The organism is Psychrobacter sp. NG25, assembly GCF_015234355.1.
Classification (GTDB): Bacteria; Pseudomonadota; Gammaproteobacteria; order Pseudomonadales; family Moraxellaceae; genus Psychrobacter.
In genome coordinates, this window is sequence record NZ_JADGMV010000008.1 from 59,773 (window position 1) to 84,050 (window position 24,278).

General features: G+C 44.4%; 23 protein-coding genes and 1 tRNA gene. 18 read left to right on the forward strand and 6 right to left on the reverse strand.

Annotated elements, in window-relative coordinates; translation table 11 throughout:
- Positions 1-22: 22 nt before the first annotated feature.
- Positions 23-1,657, reverse strand: a complete 1,635-nt coding sequence (locus IPZ60_RS12035) for a deoxyribodipyrimidine photo-lyase (RefSeq protein ID WP_194198019.1) — start codon at positions 1,655-1,657, stop codon at positions 23-25.
- A 201-nt stretch (positions 1,658-1,858) separates the two neighbouring features.
- On the opposite strand from IPZ60_RS12035, the gene IPZ60_RS12040 reads away from it, so the two are divergent.
- The 7 genes from IPZ60_RS12040 (at position 1,859) to IPZ60_RS12070 (ending at position 10,154) form a co-directional block, all read left to right on the forward strand.
- Complete coding sequence (locus IPZ60_RS12040) at positions 1,859-2,542, forward strand: phosphoribosylanthranilate isomerase (protein ID WP_194198089.1); 684 nt, start codon at positions 1,859-1,861, stop codon at positions 2,540-2,542.
- Between the two features lie 86 nt (positions 2,543-2,628).
- A complete protein-coding gene (gene trpB, locus IPZ60_RS12045; RefSeq protein WP_227669353.1) occupies positions 2,629-3,903 on the forward strand; it encodes a tryptophan synthase subunit beta in 1,275 nt (424 codons plus the stop codon).
- A 131-nt stretch (positions 3,904-4,034) separates the two neighbouring features.
- On the forward strand, positions 4,035-4,859 hold the full coding sequence (gene trpA, locus IPZ60_RS12050) for a tryptophan synthase subunit alpha (protein WP_194198020.1): 825 nt from the start codon (positions 4,035-4,037) through the stop codon (positions 4,857-4,859).
- A gap of 313 nt (positions 4,860-5,172) precedes the next feature.
- Positions 5,173-6,081, forward strand: coding sequence for an acetyl-CoA carboxylase, carboxyltransferase subunit beta (accD, locus tag IPZ60_RS12055; protein ID WP_194198091.1), 909 nt, complete (start codon positions 5,173-5,175; stop codon positions 6,079-6,081).
- 397 nt (positions 6,082-6,478) lie between these two features.
- Positions 6,479-7,846 carry a folylpolyglutamate synthase/dihydrofolate synthase family protein gene (locus IPZ60_RS12060; protein ID WP_194198021.1) on the forward strand — a complete coding sequence of 456 codons (1,368 nt, stop codon included), beginning with the start codon at positions 6,479-6,481 and terminating at the stop codon, positions 7,844-7,846.
- 263 nt (positions 7,847-8,109) lie between these two features.
- Positions 8,110-9,321 (forward strand): LysM domain-containing protein, encoded by a 1,212-nt coding sequence (locus tag IPZ60_RS12065; protein ID WP_194198022.1) that lies wholly within the window; start codon positions 8,110-8,112, stop codon positions 9,319-9,321.
- 302 nt (positions 9,322-9,623) lie between these two features.
- A complete protein-coding gene (locus IPZ60_RS12070; RefSeq protein WP_194198023.1) occupies positions 9,624-10,154 on the forward strand; it encodes a DUF2726 domain-containing protein in 531 nt (176 codons plus the stop codon).
- 28 nt (positions 10,155-10,182) lie between these two features.
- Here IPZ60_RS12070 and IPZ60_RS12075 read toward each other — a convergent pair whose 3' ends face one another.
- The gene (locus tag IPZ60_RS12075; protein ID WP_194198024.1) at positions 10,183-11,139 is read right to left on the reverse strand and encodes a DUF1853 family protein; all 957 of its coding nucleotides are present in this window, start codon (positions 11,137-11,139) and stop codon (positions 10,183-10,185) included.
- Between the two features lie 311 nt (positions 11,140-11,450).
- On the opposite strand from IPZ60_RS12075, the gene IPZ60_RS12080 reads away from it, so the two are divergent.
- A complete protein-coding gene (locus IPZ60_RS12080; protein ID WP_194198025.1) occupies positions 11,451-11,612 on the forward strand; it encodes a hypothetical protein in 162 nt (53 codons plus the stop codon).
- Positions 11,605-11,994 (forward strand): tyrosine-type recombinase/integrase, encoded by a 390-nt coding sequence (locus IPZ60_RS12085; protein WP_194198026.1) that lies wholly within the window; start codon positions 11,605-11,607, stop codon positions 11,992-11,994. Before IPZ60_RS12080 ends, IPZ60_RS12085 begins: the two co-directional genes overlap by 8 nt.
- A 457-nt stretch (positions 11,995-12,451) precedes the next feature.
- On the opposite strand, the gene IPZ60_RS12090 is transcribed toward IPZ60_RS12085, so the two are convergent.
- The 4 genes from IPZ60_RS12090 to gatC form a co-directional block, all read right to left on the reverse strand.
- Positions 12,452-12,528, reverse strand: a tRNA-Pro gene (locus IPZ60_RS12090).
- Between the two features lie 114 nt (positions 12,529-12,642).
- Entirely contained in the window at positions 12,643-14,169 is a 1,527-nt protein-coding gene (gene gatB, locus IPZ60_RS12095) for an Asp-tRNA(Asn)/Glu-tRNA(Gln) amidotransferase subunit GatB (RefSeq protein ID WP_194198027.1), read from the reverse strand.
- Entirely contained in the window at positions 14,169-15,665 is a 1,497-nt protein-coding gene (gene gatA / locus IPZ60_RS12100) for an Asp-tRNA(Asn)/Glu-tRNA(Gln) amidotransferase subunit GatA (RefSeq protein ID WP_194198028.1), read from the reverse strand. Before gatA ends, gatB begins: the two co-directional genes overlap by 1 nt.
- A gap of 70 nt (positions 15,666-15,735) precedes the next feature.
- Positions 15,736-16,050, reverse strand: a complete 315-nt coding sequence (gatC, locus tag IPZ60_RS12105; protein WP_194198029.1) for an Asp-tRNA(Asn)/Glu-tRNA(Gln) amidotransferase subunit GatC — start codon at positions 16,048-16,050, stop codon at positions 15,736-15,738.
- A gap of 597 nt (positions 16,051-16,647) precedes the next feature.
- Here gatC and IPZ60_RS12110 point away from each other — a divergent pair.
- The 9 genes from IPZ60_RS12110 to rplW all read left to right on the forward strand — a co-directional run bounded on the left by IPZ60_RS12110 (position 16,648) and on the right by rplW (position 24,269).
- Positions 16,648-17,676 (forward strand): rod shape-determining protein, encoded by a 1,029-nt coding sequence (locus IPZ60_RS12110; protein WP_194198092.1) that lies wholly within the window; start codon positions 16,648-16,650, stop codon positions 17,674-17,676.
- A 142-nt stretch (positions 17,677-17,818) separates the two neighbouring features.
- Positions 17,819-18,679, forward strand: a complete 861-nt coding sequence (gene mreC / locus IPZ60_RS12115) for a rod shape-determining protein MreC (protein WP_194198030.1) — start codon at positions 17,819-17,821, stop codon at positions 18,677-18,679.
- Positions 18,680-18,819: 140 nt separating this feature from the next.
- Positions 18,820-19,305, forward strand: coding sequence for a rod shape-determining protein MreD (gene mreD / locus IPZ60_RS12120; protein WP_194198031.1), 486 nt, complete (start codon positions 18,820-18,822; stop codon positions 19,303-19,305).
- A 150-nt stretch (positions 19,306-19,455) separates the two neighbouring features.
- Complete coding sequence (locus tag IPZ60_RS12125) at positions 19,456-20,142, forward strand: nucleoside triphosphate pyrophosphatase (protein ID WP_194198032.1); 687 nt, start codon at positions 19,456-19,458, stop codon at positions 20,140-20,142.
- Positions 20,143-20,314: 172 nt separating this feature from the next.
- On the forward strand, positions 20,315-21,898 hold the full coding sequence (locus IPZ60_RS12130) for an Rne/Rng family ribonuclease (RefSeq protein WP_194198033.1): 1,584 nt from the start codon (positions 20,315-20,317) through the stop codon (positions 21,896-21,898).
- Between the two features lie 407 nt (positions 21,899-22,305).
- Positions 22,306-22,617: a 30S ribosomal protein S10 gene (rpsJ, locus tag IPZ60_RS12135; protein ID WP_010196670.1), complete on the forward strand. Its 312-nt coding sequence runs from the start codon at positions 22,306-22,308 to the stop codon at positions 22,615-22,617.
- A 49-nt stretch (positions 22,618-22,666) separates the two neighbouring features.
- A complete protein-coding gene (gene rplC / locus IPZ60_RS12140) occupies positions 22,667-23,305 on the forward strand; it encodes a 50S ribosomal protein L3 (RefSeq protein ID WP_194198034.1) in 639 nt (212 codons plus the stop codon).
- 14 nt (positions 23,306-23,319) lie between these two features.
- Positions 23,320-23,922: a 50S ribosomal protein L4 gene (gene rplD, locus IPZ60_RS12145; RefSeq protein ID WP_110923942.1), complete on the forward strand. Its 603-nt coding sequence runs from the start codon at positions 23,320-23,322 to the stop codon at positions 23,920-23,922.
- A complete protein-coding gene (rplW, locus tag IPZ60_RS12150; protein WP_194198035.1) occupies positions 23,919-24,269 on the forward strand; it encodes a 50S ribosomal protein L23 in 351 nt (116 codons plus the stop codon). The genes rplD and rplW overlap by 4 nt, the downstream gene beginning before the upstream one ends.
- Positions 24,270-24,278: the final 9 nt, after the last annotated feature.

Genomic DNA, 24,278 nt, shown 5'->3' on the forward strand with positions numbered 1-24,278 from the left:
CCACTGTTTATTTTCCTTCAAATTAGCCTTCTTTCTTAAACTCAGCGATTGCCAATAGGCGTGCTGCTTTATGCTCAACCATTGGTACAGGGTAGTCTGTATCGGCGAAGTCTCCTTTCTTACTGAGTGCTTTACGCATTTTCTCTTCTGAGTGCAGGATAGTAGCAGGGATGTTTTTTAGCTCAGGCAGCCAAGTCTTAATAAACTCGCCCTTTGCATCATGAGTTTTGGCTTGGCTAAAAGGGTTCATAATTCGGAAGTAGGGTGCTGAGTCAGTGCCCGTAGAAGCGCTCCATTGCCAGCCGCCATTGTTAGACGCAAAGTCACCATCTATCAGCTGCTGCATAAAGTATCGCTCGCCCCAGCGCCAATCAATCAGTAAGTCTTTGGTCAAAAACATCGCCGTCACCATTCGCAGGCGATTGTGCATAAATCCTGTTGCATTTAGACAGCGAATCGCGGCATCAACCAACGGTACGCCTGTCATGCCTTTGCACCATGCATCAAAGTCATCATTATCATACGACCAACTAATTTTGATGTCAGTCTCATGCTTATATGCCTGATGGCGAATCAGCTCTGGCTTATAGTCCAAGATATGACGATAAAAATCGCGCCATGCCAGCTCGCTTATCCAGCGATTGATGTCGTTGTTGTCGCTATCATTACCATGCAGTTTTTCTTGTGCTTTATTTGCCTGTAGATAGCATAGTCTGGGGCTGATTGCGCCAATAGTGAGGTAAGCCGATAACTGACTGGTCGCATGCAAGCTAGGCACGTCACGACTCACATCATAGTTATTGATATCCTCAGCGATAAAGTCTTCTAAACGTTGGCAAGCCGCTGTTTCACCAGCAGGATAGGCGTCACGAGCATGTTCGAGTTGGGCACTTGTATCTGTATTATTATCAGTTTCATTGCTGTTTGACTGTTTTTGATAGGCGTTGACCGTTTTTGTACTGAGACTTTCTATCTCTTTTACCGTGTTTGCAGCGTTTTTTGCTAGCTCGAAAGTCACGCTATTATTCGAATGTATAGCGGGTGCTTGATGCATTTGTATATCACTCACCTCCAACGTATGCCGCCATTTTTTATAAAACGGCGTAAATACTTGATACATGCTGTCGCCATCGTTGGTCGTAATGGTTTGCGGTGGCAAGATACATTGATCATGCCAGCGTACAAACTCAATATCGCTTTTCGCCAGTTGCTCAGTTAATTGTTCATCACGATCGATCTCATTACCTTCGTACTCATGGTTGGCCATGATAGCGCTGATATGATTGGCATTGCAGATAGCTAATAGCGCGTCAATAGAGTCAGAAAAGTTTGGGCAAACCTGTACTGTTAAAGTGATGTTTAACTGTTCTTGCAGTTTTTTTGCGAGGATAGGCAAGGTACGGGCGATGTGATCGACTTGCACAAGCGACGTATCATGCGCTTGCCACTGCTCAGGCGTGAGAAAGAATACGGCACTGACCAGTGCATTATCTTCGTTTGCCCGTTCACAAATCGCAGCCAAGGCGGTATTATCATGAACTCGTAGGTCACGGCGAAACCACATCAAGTAATGCGGCGGATTTGCGCCAGTGACCTTGCCACTATCACTGTCGTTGCAGTCAGTTGGATTGGCCGTTGCCGATGCAGTCTTAGACATTCGAGTATTCCTGTATTAATCAATCGCAATCATAAACAAAACTGGGAATAAAAGTATGCTAGGATAAGTTTTTGGATGCAACGGCTTTGCTGTTTGATTAACAAAACCTCATCACATATAACGATTTACCTTTAGCTTGAATCTATCTGATGCCGTTATAATCGGTGTCATATTTAGTATCATGAAATGCAAGGTCACGAAATGCACGTCAAGTTCTGCGGTTTTACTCAGCTTAGTGATATACAGACTGCGACACAGTTAGGTGTTGATGCGGTCGGCTTGGTGTTTTATCCGCCCAGTCCTCGTGCCGTGACGCTAGCGCAAGCCCAGATATTAAGTACTGCTGTACCTGCTTTTGTGAGCGTGGTGGCGTTGGTGGTCAATATGCCACAGGATGAGTTGGTTGAGCTGGCAGATACTGTGCCTTTTGACATCATACAATTCCACGGTGATGAGAGTGCTGAGCAATGCCAACAGCTGGCGAGCACAGTCAATAAACGCTGGATTAAAGCGTTACGTGTCAATGCCGATACGGATAGTGCTGCTAGTGTGCGCGCTCAGATTGATGAGTTTGCCCAAGCAGGAGCGAGCAGTATCTTATTAGATGCCTACCATCAGCATAAATACGGTGGTACGGGTGCGCGCTTCGATTGGAGTCTCATACCGCAAGACAGCTCGCTACCAATTATCTTAGCGGGTGGACTAAATCCCGAAAATATCGCGGCTACTTTAGAGTTGCCTATTTATGCAGTCGATGTCAGCGGCGGTATTGAGATAGATAAAGGTAAAAAAGATCCTGCAAAAATGCGCGCCTTTATGAAAGCAGTAAAACGCGATCGATGGCAAAACGCGACGCCTAGCGAACCTTCGAACACAAGTAGCTAGTTTTATATCAGCTCAATAGCTCGTTACTTAAACTATTTCTCCCTTATTTATTCTAAAAAATACCACTTAATATAGTAGGAATTACCATGAGTCATGTCGATAACAATAATTTATCTGCTACCGCACAAGCTATCAATACCTTTACCAATCCAGCGGACGTACAGGATTTTAACCAATACCCTGATGCCCGTGGACATTTTGGCGTACACGGCGGTCGCTTTGTCTCTGAGACGTTAATGGCAGCACTAGAAGAGCTAGAGGCGCTATACACCAAGGTAAAAGCCGATCCTGCATTCTGGGAAGAGTACCACAATGATTTGGTCAACTATGTCGGTCGCCCAACGCCGCTATATCACGCCAAACGCTTGAGTGATGAGATTGGTGGTGCGCAGATTTATTTCAAACGTGAAGATTTAAACCATACTGGCGCACACAAAGTTAATAACACCATCGGACAAGCACTGCTTGCTAAAATGTGTGGTAAGAAACGTATCATCGCTGAGACTGGCGCAGGACAGCATGGTGTAGCGACGGCGACGATTGCAGCCCGTTTAGGACTTGAGTGTATCGTTTACATGGGTGCGGACGATGTCGAGCGCCAAAAAATGAACGTCTATCGTATGCGCTTGCTTGGTGCGACAGTTGTGCCGGTGACTTCTGGCTCACGCACGCTCAAAGACGCGATGAACGAAGCCATGCGCGACTGGGTCACTAACGTCGATAGCACGTACTACATCATCGGTACGGTTGCAGGCCCGCATCCTTATCCGCTATTGGTTCGTGATTTCCAAGCGATTATTGGTAAAGAAGCACGCATTCAACATATAGAAAAAACAGGTAAATTACCAGATGCATTGGTTGCTTGTGTCGGTGGTGGCTCAAACGCGATTGGTCTGTTCTTTGACTTCCTAAATGATACTGATGTGAAAATGTATGGCGTCGAAGCAACCGGTGATGGCATCGAAACAGGTCGCCATTCAGCGCCACTAGCTGCTGGTCGTATCGGTGTGCTACATGGCAATCGTACTTACCTAATGGCAGATGATGAAGGTCAGATTCAAGAAACCCATTCTATCTCAGCCGGACTGGATTATCCTGGTGTTGGCCCTGAGCATAGCTTCTTAAAAGACATGAAGCGTGTTGAATATGTCGGCTGTACTGACAAAGAGTCGTTGGAAGGCTTCCATGAAGTCACGCGCAAAGAAGGTATCATTCCTGCATTAGAATCTGCTCATGCCGTTGCTTATGCACTAAAGCTAGCTAAGACAATGACGCCTGATCAAACGATCATCGTTAATATGTCAGGTCGCGGTGATAAAGATTTGCATTCAGTGATGAAGGCGGAAGGGATTGAGTTGTAGTAGCTTTTATATGCTATTAATCTACATCTTATAAGAAAAATGACTCAGTTCCCCTTATTACTTAATTTACTCAATAGAGATTATTTAATAAGGGGTTAAATGAGTCGGTTTATAACAATTAAGAGACCACTATGACTAGAATTGAAAGTACTTTTGCAACTTTAAAATCACAAAATAAAAAAGCCCTTATTCCTTATGTAATGGCAGGCGATCCCAATCCAGCGACGACAGTAGGCTTGCTACATGATTTAGTGAAGCATGGCGCAGATATGATCGAAGTTGGTCTGCCATTCTCTGACCCAATGGCTGACGGCCCTGTGGTCGCTTTGGCTGGTGAGCGGGCATTAGCAGCAGGTACGAGCACTCGTGATGCACTAAAAATGGTTGCAGAGTTCCGTCAAACAGACACGCAGACGCCAATTATCCTGATGGGTTATCTCAACCCAGTTGAAATCATTGGTTATGATAACTTCGTTGCGCTATGTGAGCAGTCAGGCGTTGACGGTATCTTAATGGTTGATTTGCCACCAGCAGAGGCGGGTAGCTTTACGCAGCATTTGACCGATCATTCAATGAATGAGATTTTCTTATTATCGCCGACGACTTTGCCCGAGCGCCGTGAGCAAGTATTGACGCATTGTGGCGGTTATATCTATTACGTGTCATTAAAAGGCGTGACAGGTTCGGCGACGCTCGATACTGACGCTGTTGCGACTCAAGTTCAAGCAATCAAAGCAGAGACGGATTTGCCGGTATGCGTTGGTTTCGGTATCCGTGATGGTGCCTCTGCCAAAGCAATTGGTACTCATGCGGATGGCGTCATTGTTGGCAGTGCGTTGGTACAGAACTTTGCTGATATATATGCCAATGATGCCGATGCTGTTGCAGCTGCTCAGCAAAAAATCATGGTAAAAATGGACGAGTTACGCAGTGCGCTTGATAGTTTGAGTGCCTGATTTAAGCAACGTTAAATTATCGTTATTTAAGTTTTCGTTATAGTACTAATAGCGTTATTTATAAACAGTAGTCTTTATAAATAACAATGTTTATAAAGACACTGTCAAATGACTTTGCTAAAGTTAGTTTACGTGTGTAAACTAACCTCACACATAAATTGTTACAGTTTCGCGTAGGCGTGCCTTATAACTGCTCATGTTATGACTGTATGTGACTTTTAAATTTACTCTTAGGGACAAGTGAATGAGCCAGCTTGTCGATAAGCCTTTGATAATGGCGAATAATATGACTGATACGATAACAAAACCTGATATGACTACTTCTAGTAGTGCTGAGCCTAATAACAACGTCGCTGGGCAATCTTGGTTTAATCGCCCGATACCAGGCGTTAAGCAGCAATTGACCGCACCATTGAGCGCGGTAGAGACTGAACCATCAACCAAATGCAGTAACTGTCATTCGATGATTACCAATACATCGCTGATTTTCAACAGTTATGTGTGCCCGCATTGCGATCATCATTTACCAATGAGTGCTCGTGAGCGCTTAAACTGGCTACTTGATCAGGTCAACGGTGAACTCGGACAAGAATTCATTGCCAAAGATCCGCTGCGTTTTGTGGATAGTAAGCCGTATCCTGCACGTATGGCTGAAGCCCAAGAAAAAACAGGTGAGAGTGAAGCGCTGATTGTGTTATATGGCAAGCTGCGCAATCTCGATGTGGTCACTTGTGCGTTTGATTTCCGCTTTATGGGTGGCTCTATGGGGTCAGTTGTTGGGGATCGTTTTGTGCAAGCTGCCGAAAAAGCCCTAGAAGATAAAGTACCTCTAGTGTGTTTCGCCGCTTCTGGTGGCGCACGTATGCAAGAAGGCCTACTGTCATTGATGCAAATGGCACGCACGGCTGCTGCGATTGAGCGATTGAGAATTGCGGGTATTCCGTATATTGTCGTCTTGACCAATCCTGTCTATGGTGGCGTGACGGCTTCACTTGCTATGCTTGGTGACATTCATTTAGCCGAACCAAAGGCGATGATTGGCTTTGCGGGCAAGCGTGTGATTGAGCAGACGGTACGTGAGACATTGGAAGAACCGTTCCAGCGTGCAGAGTTCTTATTAGAACATGGCGTAGTAGATGAAGTGGTACATCGTCATCAGATGATTGAGACTATCTATCGTTTGTTGGCAAAATTAAGCCGCATGCCTAACGTTGATGCTTAATACAGTGTGGATGCTTCATCTTAGATGAGCAGGCGGTTGGTATAACTGCCTAGTAGCGTGCTACTATTTCTAAATATGCAGAACTCTTGAATAGCATTTATCGTCATATAACGGTAAATGCTATTTTTGGTTTTGGTCAGGTAGTTATATACTAGGGCATATTTTAAATTTACTCGATAGTCATCTAAACGGGCTAAAAATGGCTAAATCTTGCCAAACATCGTCAAATAGCTGGTTAATATCTCGATATTATCTGCGCTATCTTCCTTGTTTGACGGCGGTTTATCTCATTTTTATCACCATTTTTGAAATGAAGATATGCCCTCTATTTATCTTCTAATCGATGACTTTCTAATCACCAATTTTCTATTCGAATATTTCAATATAGGTTTCATCTATGTCTGACACTTCACTTTCTAACCCGAATAGCCCCAATGACAATGCCAATTTGACCGAATGGCTGGATTATATGCAGCAGATACACGTGTCAGCGATAGACATGGGATTGTCACGCGTGTTGCCAGTCGCTGAAGCGTTAGGCGTGGTACAGTCAGCCAAAGACGATGCTTATGTGTTTACGGTGGCAGGTACCAATGGCAAAGGCTCGACGACCGCTGTTATCGCACAAATGTGTCAAGCGGCAGGTTATAAGACTGCCCTATATCAATCACCACATTTAAGTGTCTTTAATGAGCGCGTGCGCATTAATGGCGAAATGGTCAGTGACCAAGTCTTGATTGCTGCCTTTAGCAAAGTAGAAGCGGCACGTCTACAGTGCGATTTGACGCTATCGTTTTTTGAGATGACGACACTCGCAGCATTACTTATATTTGCTGAAGCAGATTGTGATGTGTGGGTGTTAGAGGTGGGGCTAGGTGGCCGTCTAGATGTCGTCAATATTATTGATCCTGATATGGCCGTTATTACCAATATTGCAATCGATCATGTCGACTGGTTAGGTGACAATGTGGAAGATATCGGCGCAGAAAAAGCAGGTATATTGCGTGATAATATTAGTCTAATCTATGGTGCTATCGAAATACCCAACAGCGTTCAGCAAGCGATTGATAAGCATCAAGCAAACTGTTATCAAGTGGGGCAAGACTTTAGCCATCGTGATATTGATTTAACGACTTGGCAATATAGCAATGCCTCTATTACCATGCAGTTGCCACGCCCAGCATTGTCATTGACCAATACTGCTAATGCATTATCAGCGGTACTTGCAAGTCCATTGAATGTCGATACCCATGCTATCGAAGCAGCATTGCAAACGGTTAAATTGGCAGGTCGCTTTGATTATCGCGAGATAGATAATCGTCATTGGCTATTTGATGTGGCGCATAACGAACAAGGTGTTGCGTTTTTATTGGCGCAATTATTACCGCTTTGGCAGCAGCATGTCGTAGATCAAAATACCGCTGAACATGCTGATAGCGCGCCTGCCAACATTAAAATGCTGTTTTCCATGTTAGCTGATAAGGACATTGAAAAAGTTGTACAGCGCTTGACCGAGGCAGGTTTGCCAATTAGTGAGTGGTTTATCGCTGAAATTGACTATCCGCGAGCAGCCAGCACTGAGCATTTGCAAGGTATACTGAAAAATCATGTCGATGGTGCGCAAGTACATGAGTTTGAGCGTTTGCAAGCAGCAACCTATGCAGTGAGAGAGGCCAGTCGGCCGCAAGATTTAATCGTAGTATGTGGCTCTTTCCATACAATAGGAGAAGCTCTATCTGCATTAGATGCCGATAATTTAAGTTAAAACTGCCGCTATTTAATGTTAATCTTAACGGTAGCGTGATGGCAGACAGTATAGAAAATATGCTTTATAATCAAAATACTTCAGAGCATTGAAACTAAGAGCATTGAAACTAAGAGCACTGATACTAAAAGATCGATAGTGCATTTGAAAACTGATACATGTAACCCGCGGCAATCGCTAGTCATCATAGCTTTACGATATAACTTTGAGACGACAGCTGCGCCGCTCAATCAACCTTATTACCAACTAAGAGACGTAAACGGATGAACTTTTCGAGACAAGCCTTATTGGGCATTGGGATGATTATAGGCGGTAGCGTGATGCTATACGCTATGGTGCAACAGATAGGCGATAGCAATGAGCAGCCTGCACCAACCTCAGCGATGGTAGATACGCCAAATACTGAGCAAGCAGCTGCACAACCGTTGACAACTGATATCGAGACAGAAAAACGCATCTTGGCACAGAAACAAAAAGAGCGTGCTGCTCGTGTCGCAGAACAAGAGAAGCGTGCGCAGCAATTTTTAACAGAACAAGAAGCTGCTGAAGCCGAAGCATTGGCGAAAGCACGTGCTGAAAGTCAGCAATATGTAGCCAACAGTGCACCCGTTGTTGAAGATACTGAGACTCCAGAAGCGGCAAAAAATGTCGCTCAAGATCTGACCGTTCAGCCTCGTACGGATAGTGAGTTGGCTGCTGATGCCAAGAAAACTAGTGATGCTGAAAAGCAAAAGGCTGCTCAAGCGCAACTAGAAGCCCAGCGTCAAGCTGCCATTAAAGCAGAAGCCGCTGCTCAAAAATTAGCGGATAGTAAAAAAGCAGCTGAAGCAAACGAGCAAGCGAAAGTAAAGAGGCAAGCAGAGGCCAAAAAGCAGGCTGAAGCACAAGCACTGGCAGCACAAAAGCGAGAAGCTACCGAAGCGGCTAAGAAAGAGCCACCAAAGTCACCTTCTGATTATGAAGTCAAAAGAGGTGATGGTCTCATTAAGCTAGCAAGGCAATACAATATGCCTGTAGAAGTATTGGCTCAAGCCAATAATATCTCGCCGCTGGCCTCGTTACAATTGGGTCAAAGTATAACGATTCCGTCACGTGCTCAAGTGCAGCGCTTAGAACGTGAAGCCGCCGCCGCTGAGCAGGCTCGTCAAAAAGAAGCTGACTTGGCTAAGAAAACAGCAGAAGCCAAGCGTGAAGCACAGCAGAAACTCAGCGAAGCTCGTAAAGAAGTCAAAGAGACAGATGCCAAAGGTAGCTTTGGGGTACAAGTGGCCTTGGCGAATGATCAGAATAGAGCTGATGATTTAGTAAAAAAGTTCCAAGCAGCAGGCTATCAGGTTAAAACCAGTCGTACCAGTCGCGGTGTCCGAGTCGTCGTCGGTCCCGAGCGTGGTAAAATCGCAGCCTTGGCGCTAAAAGATAAGATTAATAGTGATCCTAAAGTGAATACAACGGGTGCTTGGGTCTTATACTGGTGATAGCTTGATAGCTTGATAGCTTGATAGCTTGATAGCTTGATAGCTAAGTCTGTATTCTAGTATATAGAAGTATAGAATTGACCATACCGTTATCATTAAAACACGACATCTATTGTCGTGTTTTTTGTTTTATTGTTTGCTGATTTAGGTCAGCTTGGTTACGATAAGCACCGTTTTTCTCTATCTCTCTTTTTATAACCTGTCAGTCTACAAGGGCTGCCTTGCCGTGGTCAGTTATGTGTCGACTCTTCACAGAGTCACCATAACTATCTGACCGCTTTAATCATGTATAAGGTAAAACCATGTCATTTGGTGTTATATTTTTAATCTTAGCCGTTGGGTTTTTAGGGCTAATTACCGTACCAAAACTGTTAGAAAAACGCACCGTCGTTGAGCCTCATCCAAAGCCAGTACGCGGTGATGAGTTGGCTATTTGGCCGTTTGCGCCGATGCCGATTATGACGGATACTGAGGTGATATTTTTTAATAAGTTAAAAAAAGCGCTGCCTGAATATCATATATTTGTCCAAGTTCAGCTATCACGAATCATTGAAGCCAATAGCAGCGAAACCTCTGAGCGTAGCTTTTGGTTCAATCGTATCTGTCGCCAGAGCGTTGACTACGTGATCGTAAATGTCGATGCACAGACCACGCTGGTGGCTATCGAGCTGGATGACTGGACGCATAGTAGTAAAGCGCGGCAAAAGGCGGATGATAAGAAAGACAAAGCCCTTGCCAGTGCAGGTATTGCGATGGTGCGCTTTCATGCGGAGCGTATGCCCAGTGCAGATATGCTTAGATATGAGCTAATGCAGGTGATTGAAAATTATTAAGCTTCTTTGTTTTAAGTATCTAGGTTAGCTAAGACGCTTCATCTATTTGGTTTGGTTGATTGGGACAAATCACGATTGGTCTATCTTCCACAAAATATAACCCTGTCGCAGGCGGTTCACTATCTGACCAAACCGTTTGCGTTTGACACGCATCATAAAAGCCGCGCTTGGTAAACCATTCTATATAATGCGCGGCTCGTAATTGTGTCATGTCGATGCTAACGAGATTAGCCATATTATTCTTATCGCACCATTCATGCATCGGAAAGTTGGGTGTTAGCCAAGCAGGGTAGTTAAAGTTATTGATGCCTATGGGCAAAAAGAATCGACCTTTTATGATGCCATAACGGTTATCAATTTTAACTTGCCCATGATTGTCCGTATCTACCCACACCGCCCGAAACTGCTTGGTCTGCATGTGTGTCATCTTGCGCTGTAAATTGTCATTGGCATTAATGCCAACCCAGCTCACAGGTTCAAAAGGCGATGATCCCATAAAAAACTTAATCGCCAGCTCCCAATGCTCAACCAGCTTGTCTTGATGGTTATACAAAATTAAATCTATTTCACCAGTCGTTTGCTTACCGTTAAATAACTGTACGTTATTAGCGAGCGTCTCGTACGGATGCAGCTTGCGTGCAAACCCGTCTTCTAACCAAAATGATAATAACCCTTCAAAATGAAATCCTAATCGATTAGGACTTGGGCGCTTGATTAAATAACGAGTCAGCGCTTGATAGTCATTAGTGGTATCCAACTCTGTTAACCGTTGCTCATACGCATCAAACTGCGCCTGCCAAAAGTGAGCGCTATGAACTGAAATAGCATGTGTATTCTCATGCGGTGCGAAATCTATCCACTGTGTTAAGACATTAGGACAAGCCAATGCATAAGCCAAATCACGCACATAAGGTCGGCGGTAACGCTCCCAAGGGGCATTATCTATTAGGCGGTTAGATGTGGGCTGAGCGATAGGCTCTGACATAAGGTGAACCAGTGTAAAGGTGTAGCATTTACCCTAACGGCTCGCTCTATAAAAGTCTATAGGACACGAGTATCTGCTAGGGTAGTGCTCAGTTTTTTGGCTTTAAAACAGGATATTAATGTGATGGATATGGATGCTGATATCAGGCGGTGATAGCAAGTAAGGCAATAGAATGCTAACTACTGCTTTAAGTAGAGAGAATGGTAGAGTGATACCATAATGTAAATTAATTTTGAGTTTTCATGCCTGCTTTACGTTTTTTTATTTAATTATTTTCTAGAGTGAAAAGTAATTATTAAAGGTTATATATTATGAGAAAATGGTTATACACGGTTGTTTTGATGGGTTTTACATCTGCTACCAATGCAAATGGTTTTAACCCTATGGATAAGTATTTTGCAGAGTTTGAGATCGTAGATGAAAACTATCGTTACGTAGACTTAGATAGCGTGTCTGCTTACTTGGTTGCATGACAAACACGGGAAAGACGAAGCAGTATACTGGTTATATTTTGAATTAGCGTTCTGGACAGGGATACGCACAGGTGAATTAATTGCACTGACTTGGGATGATATAGATTGGGACGCGGGACTGACTAAAGGTAGTAAAGTCATGAGTGAAGGGGAGATGGTTAATCGTACCAAGACCGCTGAATATCGTGATGTGTTTTTTAATGCGAGAAGTGAAGACGCGCTGAAACGATTAAAACGTATTAAATCAGCTGGGAGTGATCGACTATTTATGTCGCCACGTTTTATAAATAGTGCCTGGCAAACAGATAAGACGCCAAGACGCGCATTGACTGAAGCGATGAAAAAGACTGGTATACGACATCGCGCTACTTACACGACGTGACATACCTTTATAACTAACTGTTCAACTGATGGATTGAATATATACTTTGTAGCCAAACAAACTGGCCATAGCGTGAGAATGCTTGGGACTAGATATGCACGTTGGATAGACGTGTCGAAAGCATGTAGTGAGACTGCTAAATTAAATACAGGGAGTAGGTGAGATGTTAATTAATCATAAGCAGTGCCCAAACTGCGGGGCAAGGTTGAAGCATTACTACTGGTATTGCGGAGATTGTGATAATCAGAATTTGACCAATTGGCCATTGATGATAGTAATAGTGACAGCATTTCTAATTATGATGGGGTTTATTGCGCTGAACTTCTTAGAGACAGCGTGTAATAACAGCTTTCTTCAGCAGCTAGTAATGAATTGGGGTATGAGTTGCTGATCTGTGCCAAATTTGTGCCAAAAAAATAACTCAACGACTTAAGCCGTTGAGTTATTTAGTATTTCTTGGTCGGAACGGCAGGATTTGAACCTGCGACCACTACACCCCCAGTGTAGTGCGCTACCAGACTGCGCTACGCCCCGAATGACTGACTATTTTACGCAAAATTGCACATATTGCAAGAGCTATTTATTTTGCTCAAACTCTATCGCGCAATTTTGCGTATAGCCATCAGCATAGCCATTTAGTCGTTTACCTTAACCCAAAAGCTCTTTTAGGATTTGGTTCACTTGTTGCGGATTGGCACTACCGCGACTGGCTTTCATGACTTGACCGACCAGACCGTTAAAGGCTTTTTCTTTGCCGCCGCGATACTCATCTACCATCGCTTGGTTTTTCGCAATGACTTCTTCAACGATGGCTTTGATAGCGCCAGTGTCGGTTTCTTGCTTGAGGCCTTTTTCTTCGATGATCTTATCGGCTGCGTCATCAGCATCGCCGCCTTCACGCTCGTATAGAGCACTAAAGACTTTCTTGGCCAGTTTGCCAGATAGCGTGTCATCTTTGATACGTTTTAGCATACCAGCCAATTGCTTGGCGCTGATAGGGGAGTCAGTGATTTCTTTGTCGTCTTTATTCAGCGCACCCAGCAAATCGCCCATGACCCAGTTGCCAGCCATTTTGGCATCTGACTGACCCACTTCTGCGACCACATCTTCGAAGTAATCGGCAATTTGACGACTACCAGTGAGGATACGAGCATCATATTCTGATAGACCAAGTGCTTCTTCGAAGCGCGCACGACGTGCTACAGGTAGCTCAGGCATGGCTGCTTTAATCGCATCAACCGTATGCTGCTCGATACGGACAGGCAGCAGGTCAGGATCAGGGAAATAGCGATAGTCGTTGGCATCTTCTTTGGTACGCATCACACGAGTTTCATCGCGCTCTGGATCATACAGCATAGTTGCTTGAACGACTTTACCACCTTCCTCGATGATGTCGATTTGACGCTCGATTTCACGATTGATGGCACGTTCGATAAAGCGGAACGAGTTCAAGTTCTTTAGCTCGGTACGCGTACCGAGATCATCACCTGGTCTGCGCACAGAGACGTTACAATCGCAGCGGAACGAGCCTTCTGCCATGATAGCGTCAGAGATACCCAGCCAAGTGACCAACTGATGAATCGCTTTGATGTAGGCAAGTGCTTCATGAGCAGAGCGCATGTCAGGCTCAGAGACGATTTCGATCAGCGGCGTACCTGCACGGTTGAGATCGACACCCGTCATACCATCGACGGCATCATGCACAGATTTACCAGCATCTTCTTCTAAATGCGCGCGGGTGATACCCATACGTTTCGGATATTCGTTCTTTTCACCTTCATTGACTACGACATCGATGTAGCCTTCACCCACGATAGGATTGGCCATCTGGGTGATTTGATAGCCTTTAGGCAGGTCAGGGTAAAAGTAGTTTTTGCGATCAAACGTATTAAACAGACCCAGTTCAGCATTGACGCCGATACCGAATTTTAGCGCGCGATCGACCACGCCAGCATTCAGTACTGGCAATACGCCAGGTAGACCCAAGTCTACGATACTCGCTTGGCTGTTTGGTTCGTGACCAAAGTCAGTCGGCGCACTTGAGAATATCTTGCTCTCCGTATTGAGCTGGCAGTGAATCTCGATGCCGATGACGATTTCATAGCCATCGACGAATAGCTCTTTACGCACGGCATGCTCGCGGACGGCATTGTTATCAGTAGTAGCTGTACTCATTATACCGTCTCCTTTGCGATGGCAGAGTGTTGTAGATGATGATCCGTATGCTGCTGGAACAGATGCGCGGTCGTGAGCAATTGACTCTCTTGCCAGTGCTTACCGATTAATTGCAAGCCAATTGGTAGACCTTCTGTAGTCAAACCAACCGGTTGGCTAAGCGCAGGCAGACCCGCTAAGTTGACTGCGATGGTATAAATATCACCTAAGTACATGGTCGCAGGGTCAAGATTGTCGCTTAATTTATAGGCAGCAGTTGGTGCGGTTGGACTGGCAATCACATCACAGCTCGCAAATGCTTCATCGAAGTCTTTGACGATTAAGCGGCGGATTTTCTGTGCTTTAGTATAGTAAGCATCAAAGTAGCCTGCCGAGAGCGCATAAGTGCCGGTCAGGATACGGCGCTGTACTTCAGAGCCAAAGCCTTCAGAGCGTGAGCGTGTGTATAGATCAATCAGATCAGTTGGGTTCTCACAGCGATAGCCGAAACGTACACCATCGAAGCGTGATAGGTTCGATGATGCTTCGGCAGGCGCTAGCATATAGTAAGTAGCAAGCGTGATCTCAGGATCAGTGATGTTCACTTCTACAATCGTTGCGCCCAGCTCTTCGTACTTCTTCAGAGCCACACGTGCTGCTTGTTCAACTTCGCTATCAAGCCCTGTACTAAAGTATTCTTTAGCCACGCCAATACGCAAGCCGGCAAATGGTTTGTCACCAGCGGCAGCTTCAGCTTCATTAATGTCTTGTACGTAGTCAGGCATGTCATATTTGATAGAAGTCGCATCGCGTGGATCGTGACCAATCATTGGCTGTAGCAAATAAGCGCAATCTTTAGCGCTACGTCCCATGCTGCCAGCTTGATCCAAACTTGAAGCGTAGGCAATCATACCAAAGCGTGACACGCGGCCATAAGTAGGCTTGATACCCGTTAAGCCGCAGAAAGAGGCAGGCTGACGAATAGAGCCACCCGTATCACTACCGGTAGCAACTGGGACGAAACCAGCGGCAACGGCGGCAGCACTACCACCTGACGAGCCACCAGGGACGCGCTCTAGGTTCCAAGGGTTCTGTACTGTGCCGTAATATGAGCTACTATTGTCTGAGCCCATCGCAAACTCATCCATGTTGAGCTTACCCAAGCTAATCATGCCAGCTTTGTCGATGTTAGAGACGATAGTCGCGTCATAAGGTGATACAAAGTTATGCAGCATCTTTGAGCCACAAGTCGTTAGCACGCCTTGGGTACAAAAGATGTCTTTGTGCGCCATCGGTACGCCGAGTAGGGGACGTTGATCGCCCTGCGCACGCATCTCATCTGCCGCTTTTGCTTGCGCGCGTGCAGTCTCAGAGGTATGAGTGATAAAGCTGTTAATCTTGCTGTCTAGCGCATCGATACGCTTGATATAATGTTCAGTCAGCTCAAGACTGCTAAATTGTTTGTCTTGTAAGCCCGTAATCAGCTGCTGAGTACTTAATAAATGAAGTTCAGACATAAGGTGTCGTCCGTCAAAATGTTAATAACATAAAATCGAATGAAATAAAGGAAGAGAGGTAACCGACCGCTTATTCAATCACTTGTGGTACCAGATATAAACCATCTTCAACGGCTGGCGCGACCGATTGATTGCGTTCACGGTTGATATCGTGTTTGGCAACATCAGCGCGTAACTCTTGGCAAGCTTCATGGATGTTCGATAATGGTTTGATATCAGTGGTATCCACGTTAGCAAGCGTATGCATAAGCTTTAGTACTTTACTGATGTCGTCGGCATAGTTATCGGCCGTAGTCTCATCGACACCTAAACGCGCAAGGCTGGCAACTTCTAGGATTTCTTCACGACTGACGTTGCTGTCAGACGTTGTTGGCTGCTGTGACATAGTTTCTCCAGTGAAGGACAGTTTTTGTTAGATTTAGGTACTAATTTGGGTATTGGGCAGGTAATAAGATAAAATCTGATATAGAGTTACGTTATTATAAAGCATCTGACCTAAGTTTACAGAGCATGACGCTTGATTGATGCACAATATCAACTAAGATCAAACGATTTGCAAAATTGACTGAATAATTCATGGTTGATTTTCAATTGCTTCACCATTATGTTCTGAAATACGTTACAGTATGCACTTGTGCTATTAAGCAAAACCTCATCTGCCTGTAGAACCCTTGTTAGTTATTGAATTAAATGGTGTTTCATTAGATTGAGCGATAGAGTCTGCTATTTCAAACTTTGAAACAACTTTTAGCGTTTAAGACTAAAATCCTTACTTATTGATGCAAATACCTGTGTTTTTTTTGAGCTAAATAGGTATAATTTAGCTCGATTTTTTCATTTCATCATTATTGCTTAGGTTTGGCTTGTTGCGATGTTCAGATTTCGCTTCAGGTAATGTCTAATGACGACCTGCTCAACACTGACGAGTAACACCTCAGTCAATCTCATTCGCCTCATTCGTAAGACGCTGGATATATTAGTCATGAACCTGTTTGGATTTTTATCAAATAATATCGCTATCGACCTCGGTACTGCGAACACCCTCATTTTTATTCCTAATAAAGGTGTCGTACTTGACGAGCCTACGGTAGTGGCGCTACGAAGTAATCGTACGCAAAACCCTACTGTTGCTGCTGTTGGTATCGATGCCAAGCAGATGCTTGGTCGTACACCTTCCAATATCACGGCGATTCGCCCACTAAAAGACGGTGTGATTGCTGACTTTGAAGTGACCCAAAAGATGCTGAAGCATTTTATCATGAAGGTAAAAGCTAAGCGTTTTATGGCGCAGCCTAACGTGGTCGTTTGCGTGCCTTGTAAGTCTACCCTAGTTGAGCGTAAAGCGATTCGTGAGGCAGTATCATCAGCAGGCGCTAGCAAAGTATTATTGCTAGAGGAGCCGATGGCGGCAGCAATTGGTGCTGGTATGCCAGTTCACGAAGCCAGTGGTTCTATGGTTGTTGATATTGGTGGTGGCACGACTGAGATTGCCGTTATTGCGCTATCTGGTTGCGTCTATGCTGAGTCTATCCGTATCGGTGGTGATATGTTTGATGAAGCGATCATTACTCATGTACGCCGTACTCACGGTTGTGTCATCGGTGAGACGACCGCTGAACGCATCAAAAAAGAAGTTGGCTCTGCACTGAACGAAGAAGGCCAGTTAGAAGTAGAAGTGCGTGGTCGTAGCATGGCAGAAGGCGTGCCAAAAACGTTCACAGTCAATTCAGAAGAAGTACAAAAAGCACTGAGTGATCCATTAAGTGGTATCGTTAGCGCAGTGAAAGCAGCACTTGAGCAAACTCCACCTGAGCTGTCATCGGATATCGCAGAGCGCGGTATTGTATTGACAGGTGGCGGCGCTTTATTACGTGATTTAGACAAGTTGATTTCAAGAGAGACAGGTCTGCCTGTGACGGTTGCCGAAGATCCACTGACTTGTGTCAGCCGTGGTGGTGGTATTGCTCTTGACTTTATCAACAACAAAAGCTTAAACATGATTTTTGTTTAAATTATTTAAACTAAAATGAAGCAACAGGTTATAAAGATATAAAATTAAAGGTAGCCCGCTGCGCTACCTTTAATTACATTATTCAATGCTAGAATTCCGTACTGGCTACCGCTTATTTTATAACCCCTGAGTTAGATAACTTATGATTCCAAGTATTTTTGCGCGCCAGCCATTAGCACTTCGCAAGACTGCCATCGTATTGATAGTAGCCTTGGTGTTGATGTGGTTCGATAGCAAAAACTCAGAATGGTTTAAGCCAATACGTAATACTAGCCATGCTGCTATGCAGCCTATCTATGAGTTGTCGTTATTACCGAGCTATGCTAAGCATTGGGCGAGTGGAAGCTTACAATCTAAAGAAGCTCTACGCCGCGAAAACATACAGCTGAAATCTCAATTGATACACGCGCAAGCCAAGCTCCAGCAGCAAGACTATATTCTGGCACAAAACGCGCGGCTGCAAGGTATTCTGTCGACCACCGAGCCTGAGCAGTTTGATCTTACTCTCGCACAAGTTATCGGCACAGATACCAATTTGCTCAGACAAATTGTGATGCTCAATAAAGGCGCACAAGATGGTGTGCAAGTAGGACAAACAGTCATTGATGAAAAAGGCATCTTAGGGCAAATTATTAACGTTTATCCTAATACCAGTCGTTTGCTATTGATTACTGACGAACAGCAATCAGTTGCCGTTACTGTCAAGCGCACAGGTCAACGCGCTATCGTTACAGGAAAAGGGATACCAACGTCATTGAGCCTCGATTACGTATTCAAAACCTCAGACGTGCGTGTGGGGGATGAGTTGGTTTCGTCAGGGCTAGGTGGTCGTATTCCAGCGGGCTACCGTGTCGGCCGTGTCGCTCATGTCAAAGATGGACAAGCGGACAACTTTAGAAGCATAGAAGTCACGCCAGCAGCCAACTTTATTGACAATGCGTATGTTCTCATTCTGCAAGACAAGCGAGCCAACAGCAATGATATTGTTCTCGATGAGCGCTAAGTAAGTGCGATTCAGTTAACCACTCATTGATAATTATCGAACAGCCTATTTTCTGTACCTACTCAATCACAGTATTCATCCCATTAATGCCTAGCTATCTTTAATAGCCGCCGCTAACACACCCGCTAAGGTAAGTACTCATGTCGTATCCTGATTCTGAGAATGCAACGGTAGTACTCATTATTACGATTATTCTCAGCTTTATCGTGGCTTCGTCACTTAATGTCTATCCTTTGAGCCCTAGTATGGCCACGCTGCGTCCTATGGTCATGATTATGGTACTGATTTTTTGGTTGTTGTTTCAACCGCGCTATGTTGGCATCTTTACGGCATTTACCATCGGTATTATTGCTGATCTACTGATGGATACCCACTTGGGAGAGCAGGCCTTTGCCGCAGTGGTCGTCGCCCTCTTTATCAAGATTACCAGTGTATATATCAGACAAATGAACACCGCTAGCGCATGGCTAGTAGCCAGTTTTGGATTGATTATTTTTCAATTGAACTTGTGGGTGCTACAGATGTTCATCCAAAATGTTTTTGTCGCTCAATCCACCCTATCATTATTAATGAGCATCCTGAGCTGGCCGCTGGTTCTATTCGCTCTACGTAAGTTTGCGCGTTAATCACTACGTTTATGAACAACAGTGCTTATGAATAATAATGCTCGTTCACAACTCATAGAGCGATAGCGATTGTTCAGGCCGATTCTGACACGCCTATTAATAAAAATTTTTAGTATTCAATACACATGAACTTATATAAAGAGAGTTGCGATGGATATCGTTTTAGCATCTGGTTCGCCGCGTCGTCGTGAGCTATTAGAAAGAGCGCAACTGGATTTTAGTATCTTGAGCGTGGATATTGATGAAACGCAATACGATAACGAATCGCCGAAAAACTATATCGAGCGTATGGTCGTCACCAAAGCCGAGGCTGCGATACAAAAGCTAAATGAGGCGAGTCATGCAAATAAAGATAATCTTGCTGAGCAGCTTATCATTTTAACTTCTGACACCATTGGCGTACTGCCAGATGGTAAAACGGTACTGGTCAAACCAGTCGATCGCGAGCACGCTTATAGTATGTGGCAGCAAATGTCTGATAGTGTCCATGAAGTATGGACAGCGGTTCAAGCAACTCACGTACAGCTGTTGCCCACAACATCAGAGCACGATACATCAACGCATAATATATCAATGCAAAAGCCAGCTTTCCAAATTATCAAGCAGCAGCAAATCACTGAACGTACAGAAGTAAACTTTATCCCACTGACACCAAAGATGATGAGTAACTATTGGGATAGTGGTGAGCCTGCTGATAAAGCAGGTGGTTATGGTATTCAAGGCTTGGGTGCGGCATGGGTCAGCCGTATCAATGGCAGCTATACCAATGTTGTTGGTTTACCACTTTCGCAAACACTGGCATTAATTAAAACGCTTACCGATGCGAATCTCGATTAAATAGATAAGACAAAATTTGTAGAGAGGATTTATTAGCGAGAAATCAGTCGTCAACTCTCTGCACATAATGACACGTGAGAGTAATGGGCGAGAGCAAGTCGCATTTGTTACACTATAAAGATAATAGGCGATGAACGTCTAACAAGAAAGCTGAGAGATAAGAGAAAACATTATGTCCGAAGAGCTGCTGATTAATATTAGTCCAATGGAGTCCCGTGTCGCAGTATTAGACAATGGCATTTTGGGCGAGATTTATATTGAACGTCATCATAAACTGGGTTTGGTGGGTAATATTTACCTGGGTACAGTCGTACGTGTCTTACCTGGAATGCAGGCAGCATTTGTTGATATCGGTCAGTCGCGCACCGCATTCTTACATGTCAATGATATGCAGCGTGAGCCTCGTGCAGCAAAGAAAGCGACTGATACTGCCAAAAATCAAACCAATGGCGCGATAGAAAGTGCTACTGATGATTTGGACGTTACACCACCTGTAGTCAATACTCATAGCATGGAAGTCATACCGACTTCTAAAACACTCATTCAGCATCGTCTACACGAAAGCCAACGCATCTTAGTACAAGTGACGAAAGACCAGTTAGGCAGTAAAGGCGCTCGTCTAACCACCAATGTATCATTACCGTCACGCTACTTGGTTTATCTGCCATCGAGTGAACATATCGGTATATCTCAGCGCATCGATGGCGAAGAAGAGCGTACTCGCCTAAAGACTGAACTGACTAGCTTGATGCAGACGGTCAACCTAAAAGGCGGATTGATTGCTCGTACTGCTGCTGAACGTGTCCCTGTTGATAAGCTCGAAGAAGACATTTACTACCTATTACAGCTTTGGCGTACTATCTGTGCCCGTCGCCAAGAAATCAATCATCATCAAAGTTCAGAGCTGATTTATCAAGAGTTAGCATTACCATTACGCTCAATCCGTGACTTGGTACATGCCGACACCGAAAAAGTTATCATCGATAATGAGCAAATCTATGAGCAAGTCAGATACTTTGCCAAAGAGTTTGTTCCTTTCGTGTATGACCGAATCGTACACTATACCGCTGAGCAATCACTCTTTGATGTACACCGTGTTGAAGATGACTTAAAAGATGCTTTGAAGCGCCGTGTCGACCTAAAGTCGGGTGGTTATCTTATTATCGACCAGACCGAAGCGATGACGACGATAGATGTCAATACAGGGTCTTTCGTTGGTGGTCGCTCTTTAGAAGACACGGTTTATAAAACTAATCTAGAGGCTACTCATGCTATTGCCCGTCAATTACGTTTACGGAATCTAGGCGGCATTATCATCTTGGACTTTATCGATATGCTTGAACAGCAGCATAAAGATGATGTACTCGAGAGCTTACAATCACAGCTCACGCAAGATTATGCTAAAACTAAGATTACGCAAGTCAGTGAGCTTGGCTTGGTAGAGATGACTCGTAAACGTACACGAGAGTCATTGGGGCAGCAGCTCTGTGAGCCATGTTCGACCTGTCAGGGTCGTGGGTTTGTAAAAACTGCCGAGACGGTCTGTTTTGAGATATTCCGTGAGATTATGCGTTGTGCTCGTACTTATAACTCTCCCAAAAAGTTCACCGTAGTGGCGCATGCCGCTGTTATTGACTTGTTACTAACTTCAGAGTCGGACACAGTCGCAGATTTAGAGTATTTGCTAGGTAGAGTGATCACTTTTGATGTAGAAAATCTTTACACTCAAGAGCAATACGACATCGTTTTGGATTGATACCCTTGCTACTACTGACAGAGATAAAGGTAATTATTAGAAATAGATAGCTTTGTTTATAAAGCGTAATATCTGGATTCGCTATAGATATAGCTCTTGCAATGAACGAAATACTATGTATAATATACACCACTGAATTATATATGCGCAGCCAATCAAACAGCTGGCGCTATGACAGCTAGAGCATCGTTTCTAGCACTATTTCATTATGCCTCTACTAACATCCGATAATGGAAGGGTTGGTGGGGCTTTAAACTATTTCGCTTTTAGCACGCTATTGGTTCTGATAAAGAACATATTCTGGTTAAGAACAGAATGCCGCTTTAAGTGAATATTTAACCAAACGGCTTTTGATCATATCTTTGCAAAGCAAGAATGACAAAAGCACATATTAGGAGCTTGCTGGCATGGCTAACCAGAGAATCCGTATCCGTCTTAAGTCTTTTGATCATCGTCTGATCGATCAATCTGCACAAGAGATTGTTGATACTGCAAAGCGCACCGGTGCGCAAGTTTGTGGTCCTGTACCGTTGCCGACTCGCATTGAGCGCTTCAACGTTCTAACCTCACCACACGTTAACAAAGACGCACGTGACCAGTACGAAATCCGTACTCACAAGCGTATGGTTGATATCGTTCAGCCTACTGATAAAACTGTGGATGCGCTAATGAAATTAGATTTAGCGGCGGGTGTTGACGTTCAAATTGCTTTGGGTTAATGCACATTACACACCCAACCCATTAATATAAGATATAAAGAGGTCTAAAATGGCGATCGGTTTAGTCGGTAAAAAATGCGGCATGACCCGTGTCTTCACTGAAGCAGGTGTATCTATCCCTGTAACAGTGGTTGAGGTCGATGCAAACCGCATTACTCAAGTAAAAAATACTGATGTAGATGGTTATCAAGCCATCCAAATTACCACAGGTACCCGTCGTGACAGCCGCGTAACAGCTGCACAGAAAGGTCACTTCGCTAAAGCTGGCGTTGCCGCTGGTCGTGGTGTTTGGGAATTTCGTGCTAACGAAAGCGATCTTGAAGGTCGTGAGATTGGTGGCGAGATTCTAGCTGACTTGTTCGAACAAGGTCAGATGGTTGATGTTACAGGAAACAGTAAAGGTAAAGGTTTCCAGGGTCCTGTAAAGCGTCACAACTTTAGTATGCAAGATGCGACTCATGGTAACTCAGTATCTCATCGTGCACATGGTTCAACTGGTCAGAACCAGTCACCAGGTAAAGTATTCAAAGGCAAAAAGATGGCGGGTCAGATGGGTAACAAACGTGTTACCGTTCAGGGCCTAGAAGTGATTTCGGTTGATGCCGAAAAAGGGTTACTTGTCATCAAGGGTGCTATCCCAGGTGCCACCGGTGGCGATGTTATCGTACGTCCGTCAGTCAAAGCCTAAGCAAGGGGATTAACGTGGATTTAAAAACAGTTACAGGTGCGGCGGTTGAGCTTTCTGATACGGCATTTGGTCGTGAATTCAACGAAGCACTAGTGCATCAAGTCGTCACCGCTTATTTAGCTGGTGCTCGCCAAGGTACACGCGCACAAAAAACCCGTGCCGAAGTTTCTGGCGGTGGTATTAAGCCATGGCGCCAAAAAGGTACTGGTCGTGCTCGTGCGGGTTCTATTCGTAGCCCAATCTGGCGTGGGGGCGGACGTGCATTTGCGGCCAAACCACAAGATTGGTCACAGAAAGTAAACCGTAAGATGTATCGCGGTGCGATGCAGTGCATCCTAGCCGAATTGATTCGCCAAGAGCGTTTGATTTTGGTAGAAGAGTTGAGCGTTTCTGGTCCTAAGACCAAAGAGCTGATCGCAAAGTTAAATGAGCTTGGTGCACCTCGTGCATTGATCGTCACTAAAGAAGTTGACGAAAACTTATACTTAGCCGCTCGCAACATTCCACATGTCAACGTACTTGATACAAGTGAAGTTGACCCAGTGAGCTTGATTGCTTTTGATAAAGTAATCATGTCAGTTGAAGCTGCGAAACAATTTGAGGAAGCACTAGCATGAATAACGCAAGACTTTATCAGATCCTAAGAGGACCTGTATTCTCAGAGAAATCTCAAATGCTTGGCGACTCACTTGGTGTGCAGGTATTTAAAATTGACTCTAAGGCTACTAAGCTTGAAGTTAAAAAAGCAGTTGAGATGATGTTTGAAGGTGTTGAAGTTTTAAAAGTAAACACTTTGAATGTTAAAGGTAAGACAAAGCGTTTTGGTAAAAGCATTGGCCGTCGTAATGACTACAAAAAAGCCTATGTTACCTTAAAAGCTGGTCAAGATGTACAAATGGCTGATGCTGGTGAAGACGTAGCTAACACTACTGCTTCTACTAGTGAAACAGCGAATAACGAATAAGGATTACAC

Bases quoted from the DNA above. Each gene is read 5' to 3' on its own strand.
- IPZ60_RS12110 (WP_194198092.1), top strand. From the start codon at position 16,648: ATGAACCTGTTTGGATTTTTATCAAATAATATCGCTATCGACCTCGGT.
- IPZ60_RS12070 (WP_194198023.1), top strand. From the start codon at position 9,624: ATGTCATTTGGTGTTATATTTTTAATCTTAGCCGTTGGGTTTTTAGGG.
- gatA (WP_194198028.1), bottom strand. From the start codon at position 15,665: ATGTCTGAACTTCATTTATTAAGTACTCAGCAGCTGATTACGGGCTTA.
- IPZ60_RS12060 (WP_194198021.1), top strand. From the start codon at position 6,479: ATGTCTGACACTTCACTTTCTAACCCGAATAGCCCCAATGACAATGCC.
- mreD (WP_194198031.1), top strand. From the start codon at position 18,820: ATGTCGTATCCTGATTCTGAGAATGCAACGGTAGTACTCATTATTACG.
- IPZ60_RS12130 (WP_194198033.1), top strand. From the start codon at position 20,315: ATGTCCGAAGAGCTGCTGATTAATATTAGTCCAATGGAGTCCCGTGTC.
- IPZ60_RS12080 (WP_194198025.1), top strand. From the start codon at position 11,451: ATGAGAAAATGGTTATACACGGTTGTTTTGATGGGTTTTACATCTGCT.
- trpB (WP_227669353.1), top strand. From the start codon at position 2,629: ATGAGTCATGTCGATAACAATAATTTATCTGCTACCGCACAAGCTATC.
- rplW (WP_194198035.1), top strand. From the start codon at position 23,919: ATGAATAACGCAAGACTTTATCAGATCCTAAGAGGACCTGTATTCTCA.
- trpA (WP_194198020.1), top strand. From the start codon at position 4,035: ATGACTAGAATTGAAAGTACTTTTGCAACTTTAAAATCACAAAATAAA.
- IPZ60_RS12035 (WP_194198019.1), bottom strand. From the start codon at position 1,657: ATGTCTAAGACTGCATCGGCAACGGCCAATCCAACTGACTGCAACGAC.
- gatC (WP_194198029.1), bottom strand. From the start codon at position 16,050: ATGTCACAGCAGCCAACAACGTCTGACAGCAACGTCAGTCGTGAAGAA.
- rplC (WP_194198034.1), top strand. From the start codon at position 22,667: ATGGCGATCGGTTTAGTCGGTAAAAAATGCGGCATGACCCGTGTCTTC.
- accD (WP_194198091.1), top strand. From the start codon at position 5,173: ATGACTACTTCTAGTAGTGCTGAGCCTAATAACAACGTCGCTGGGCAA.
- IPZ60_RS12075 (WP_194198024.1), bottom strand. From the start codon at position 11,139: ATGTCAGAGCCTATCGCTCAGCCCACATCTAACCGCCTAATAGATAAT.
- IPZ60_RS12065 (WP_194198022.1), top strand. From the start codon at position 8,110: ATGAACTTTTCGAGACAAGCCTTATTGGGCATTGGGATGATTATAGGC.
- rpsJ (WP_010196670.1), top strand. From the start codon at position 22,306: ATGGCTAACCAGAGAATCCGTATCCGTCTTAAGTCTTTTGATCATCGT.
- IPZ60_RS12040 (WP_194198089.1), top strand. From the start codon at position 1,859: ATGCACGTCAAGTTCTGCGGTTTTACTCAGCTTAGTGATATACAGACT.
- gatB (WP_194198027.1), bottom strand. From the start codon at position 14,169: ATGAGTACAGCTACTACTGATAACAATGCCGTCCGCGAGCATGCCGTG.
- mreC (WP_194198030.1), top strand. From the start codon at position 17,819: ATGATTCCAAGTATTTTTGCGCGCCAGCCATTAGCACTTCGCAAGACT.
- IPZ60_RS12125 (WP_194198032.1), top strand. From the start codon at position 19,456: ATGGATATCGTTTTAGCATCTGGTTCGCCGCGTCGTCGTGAGCTATTA.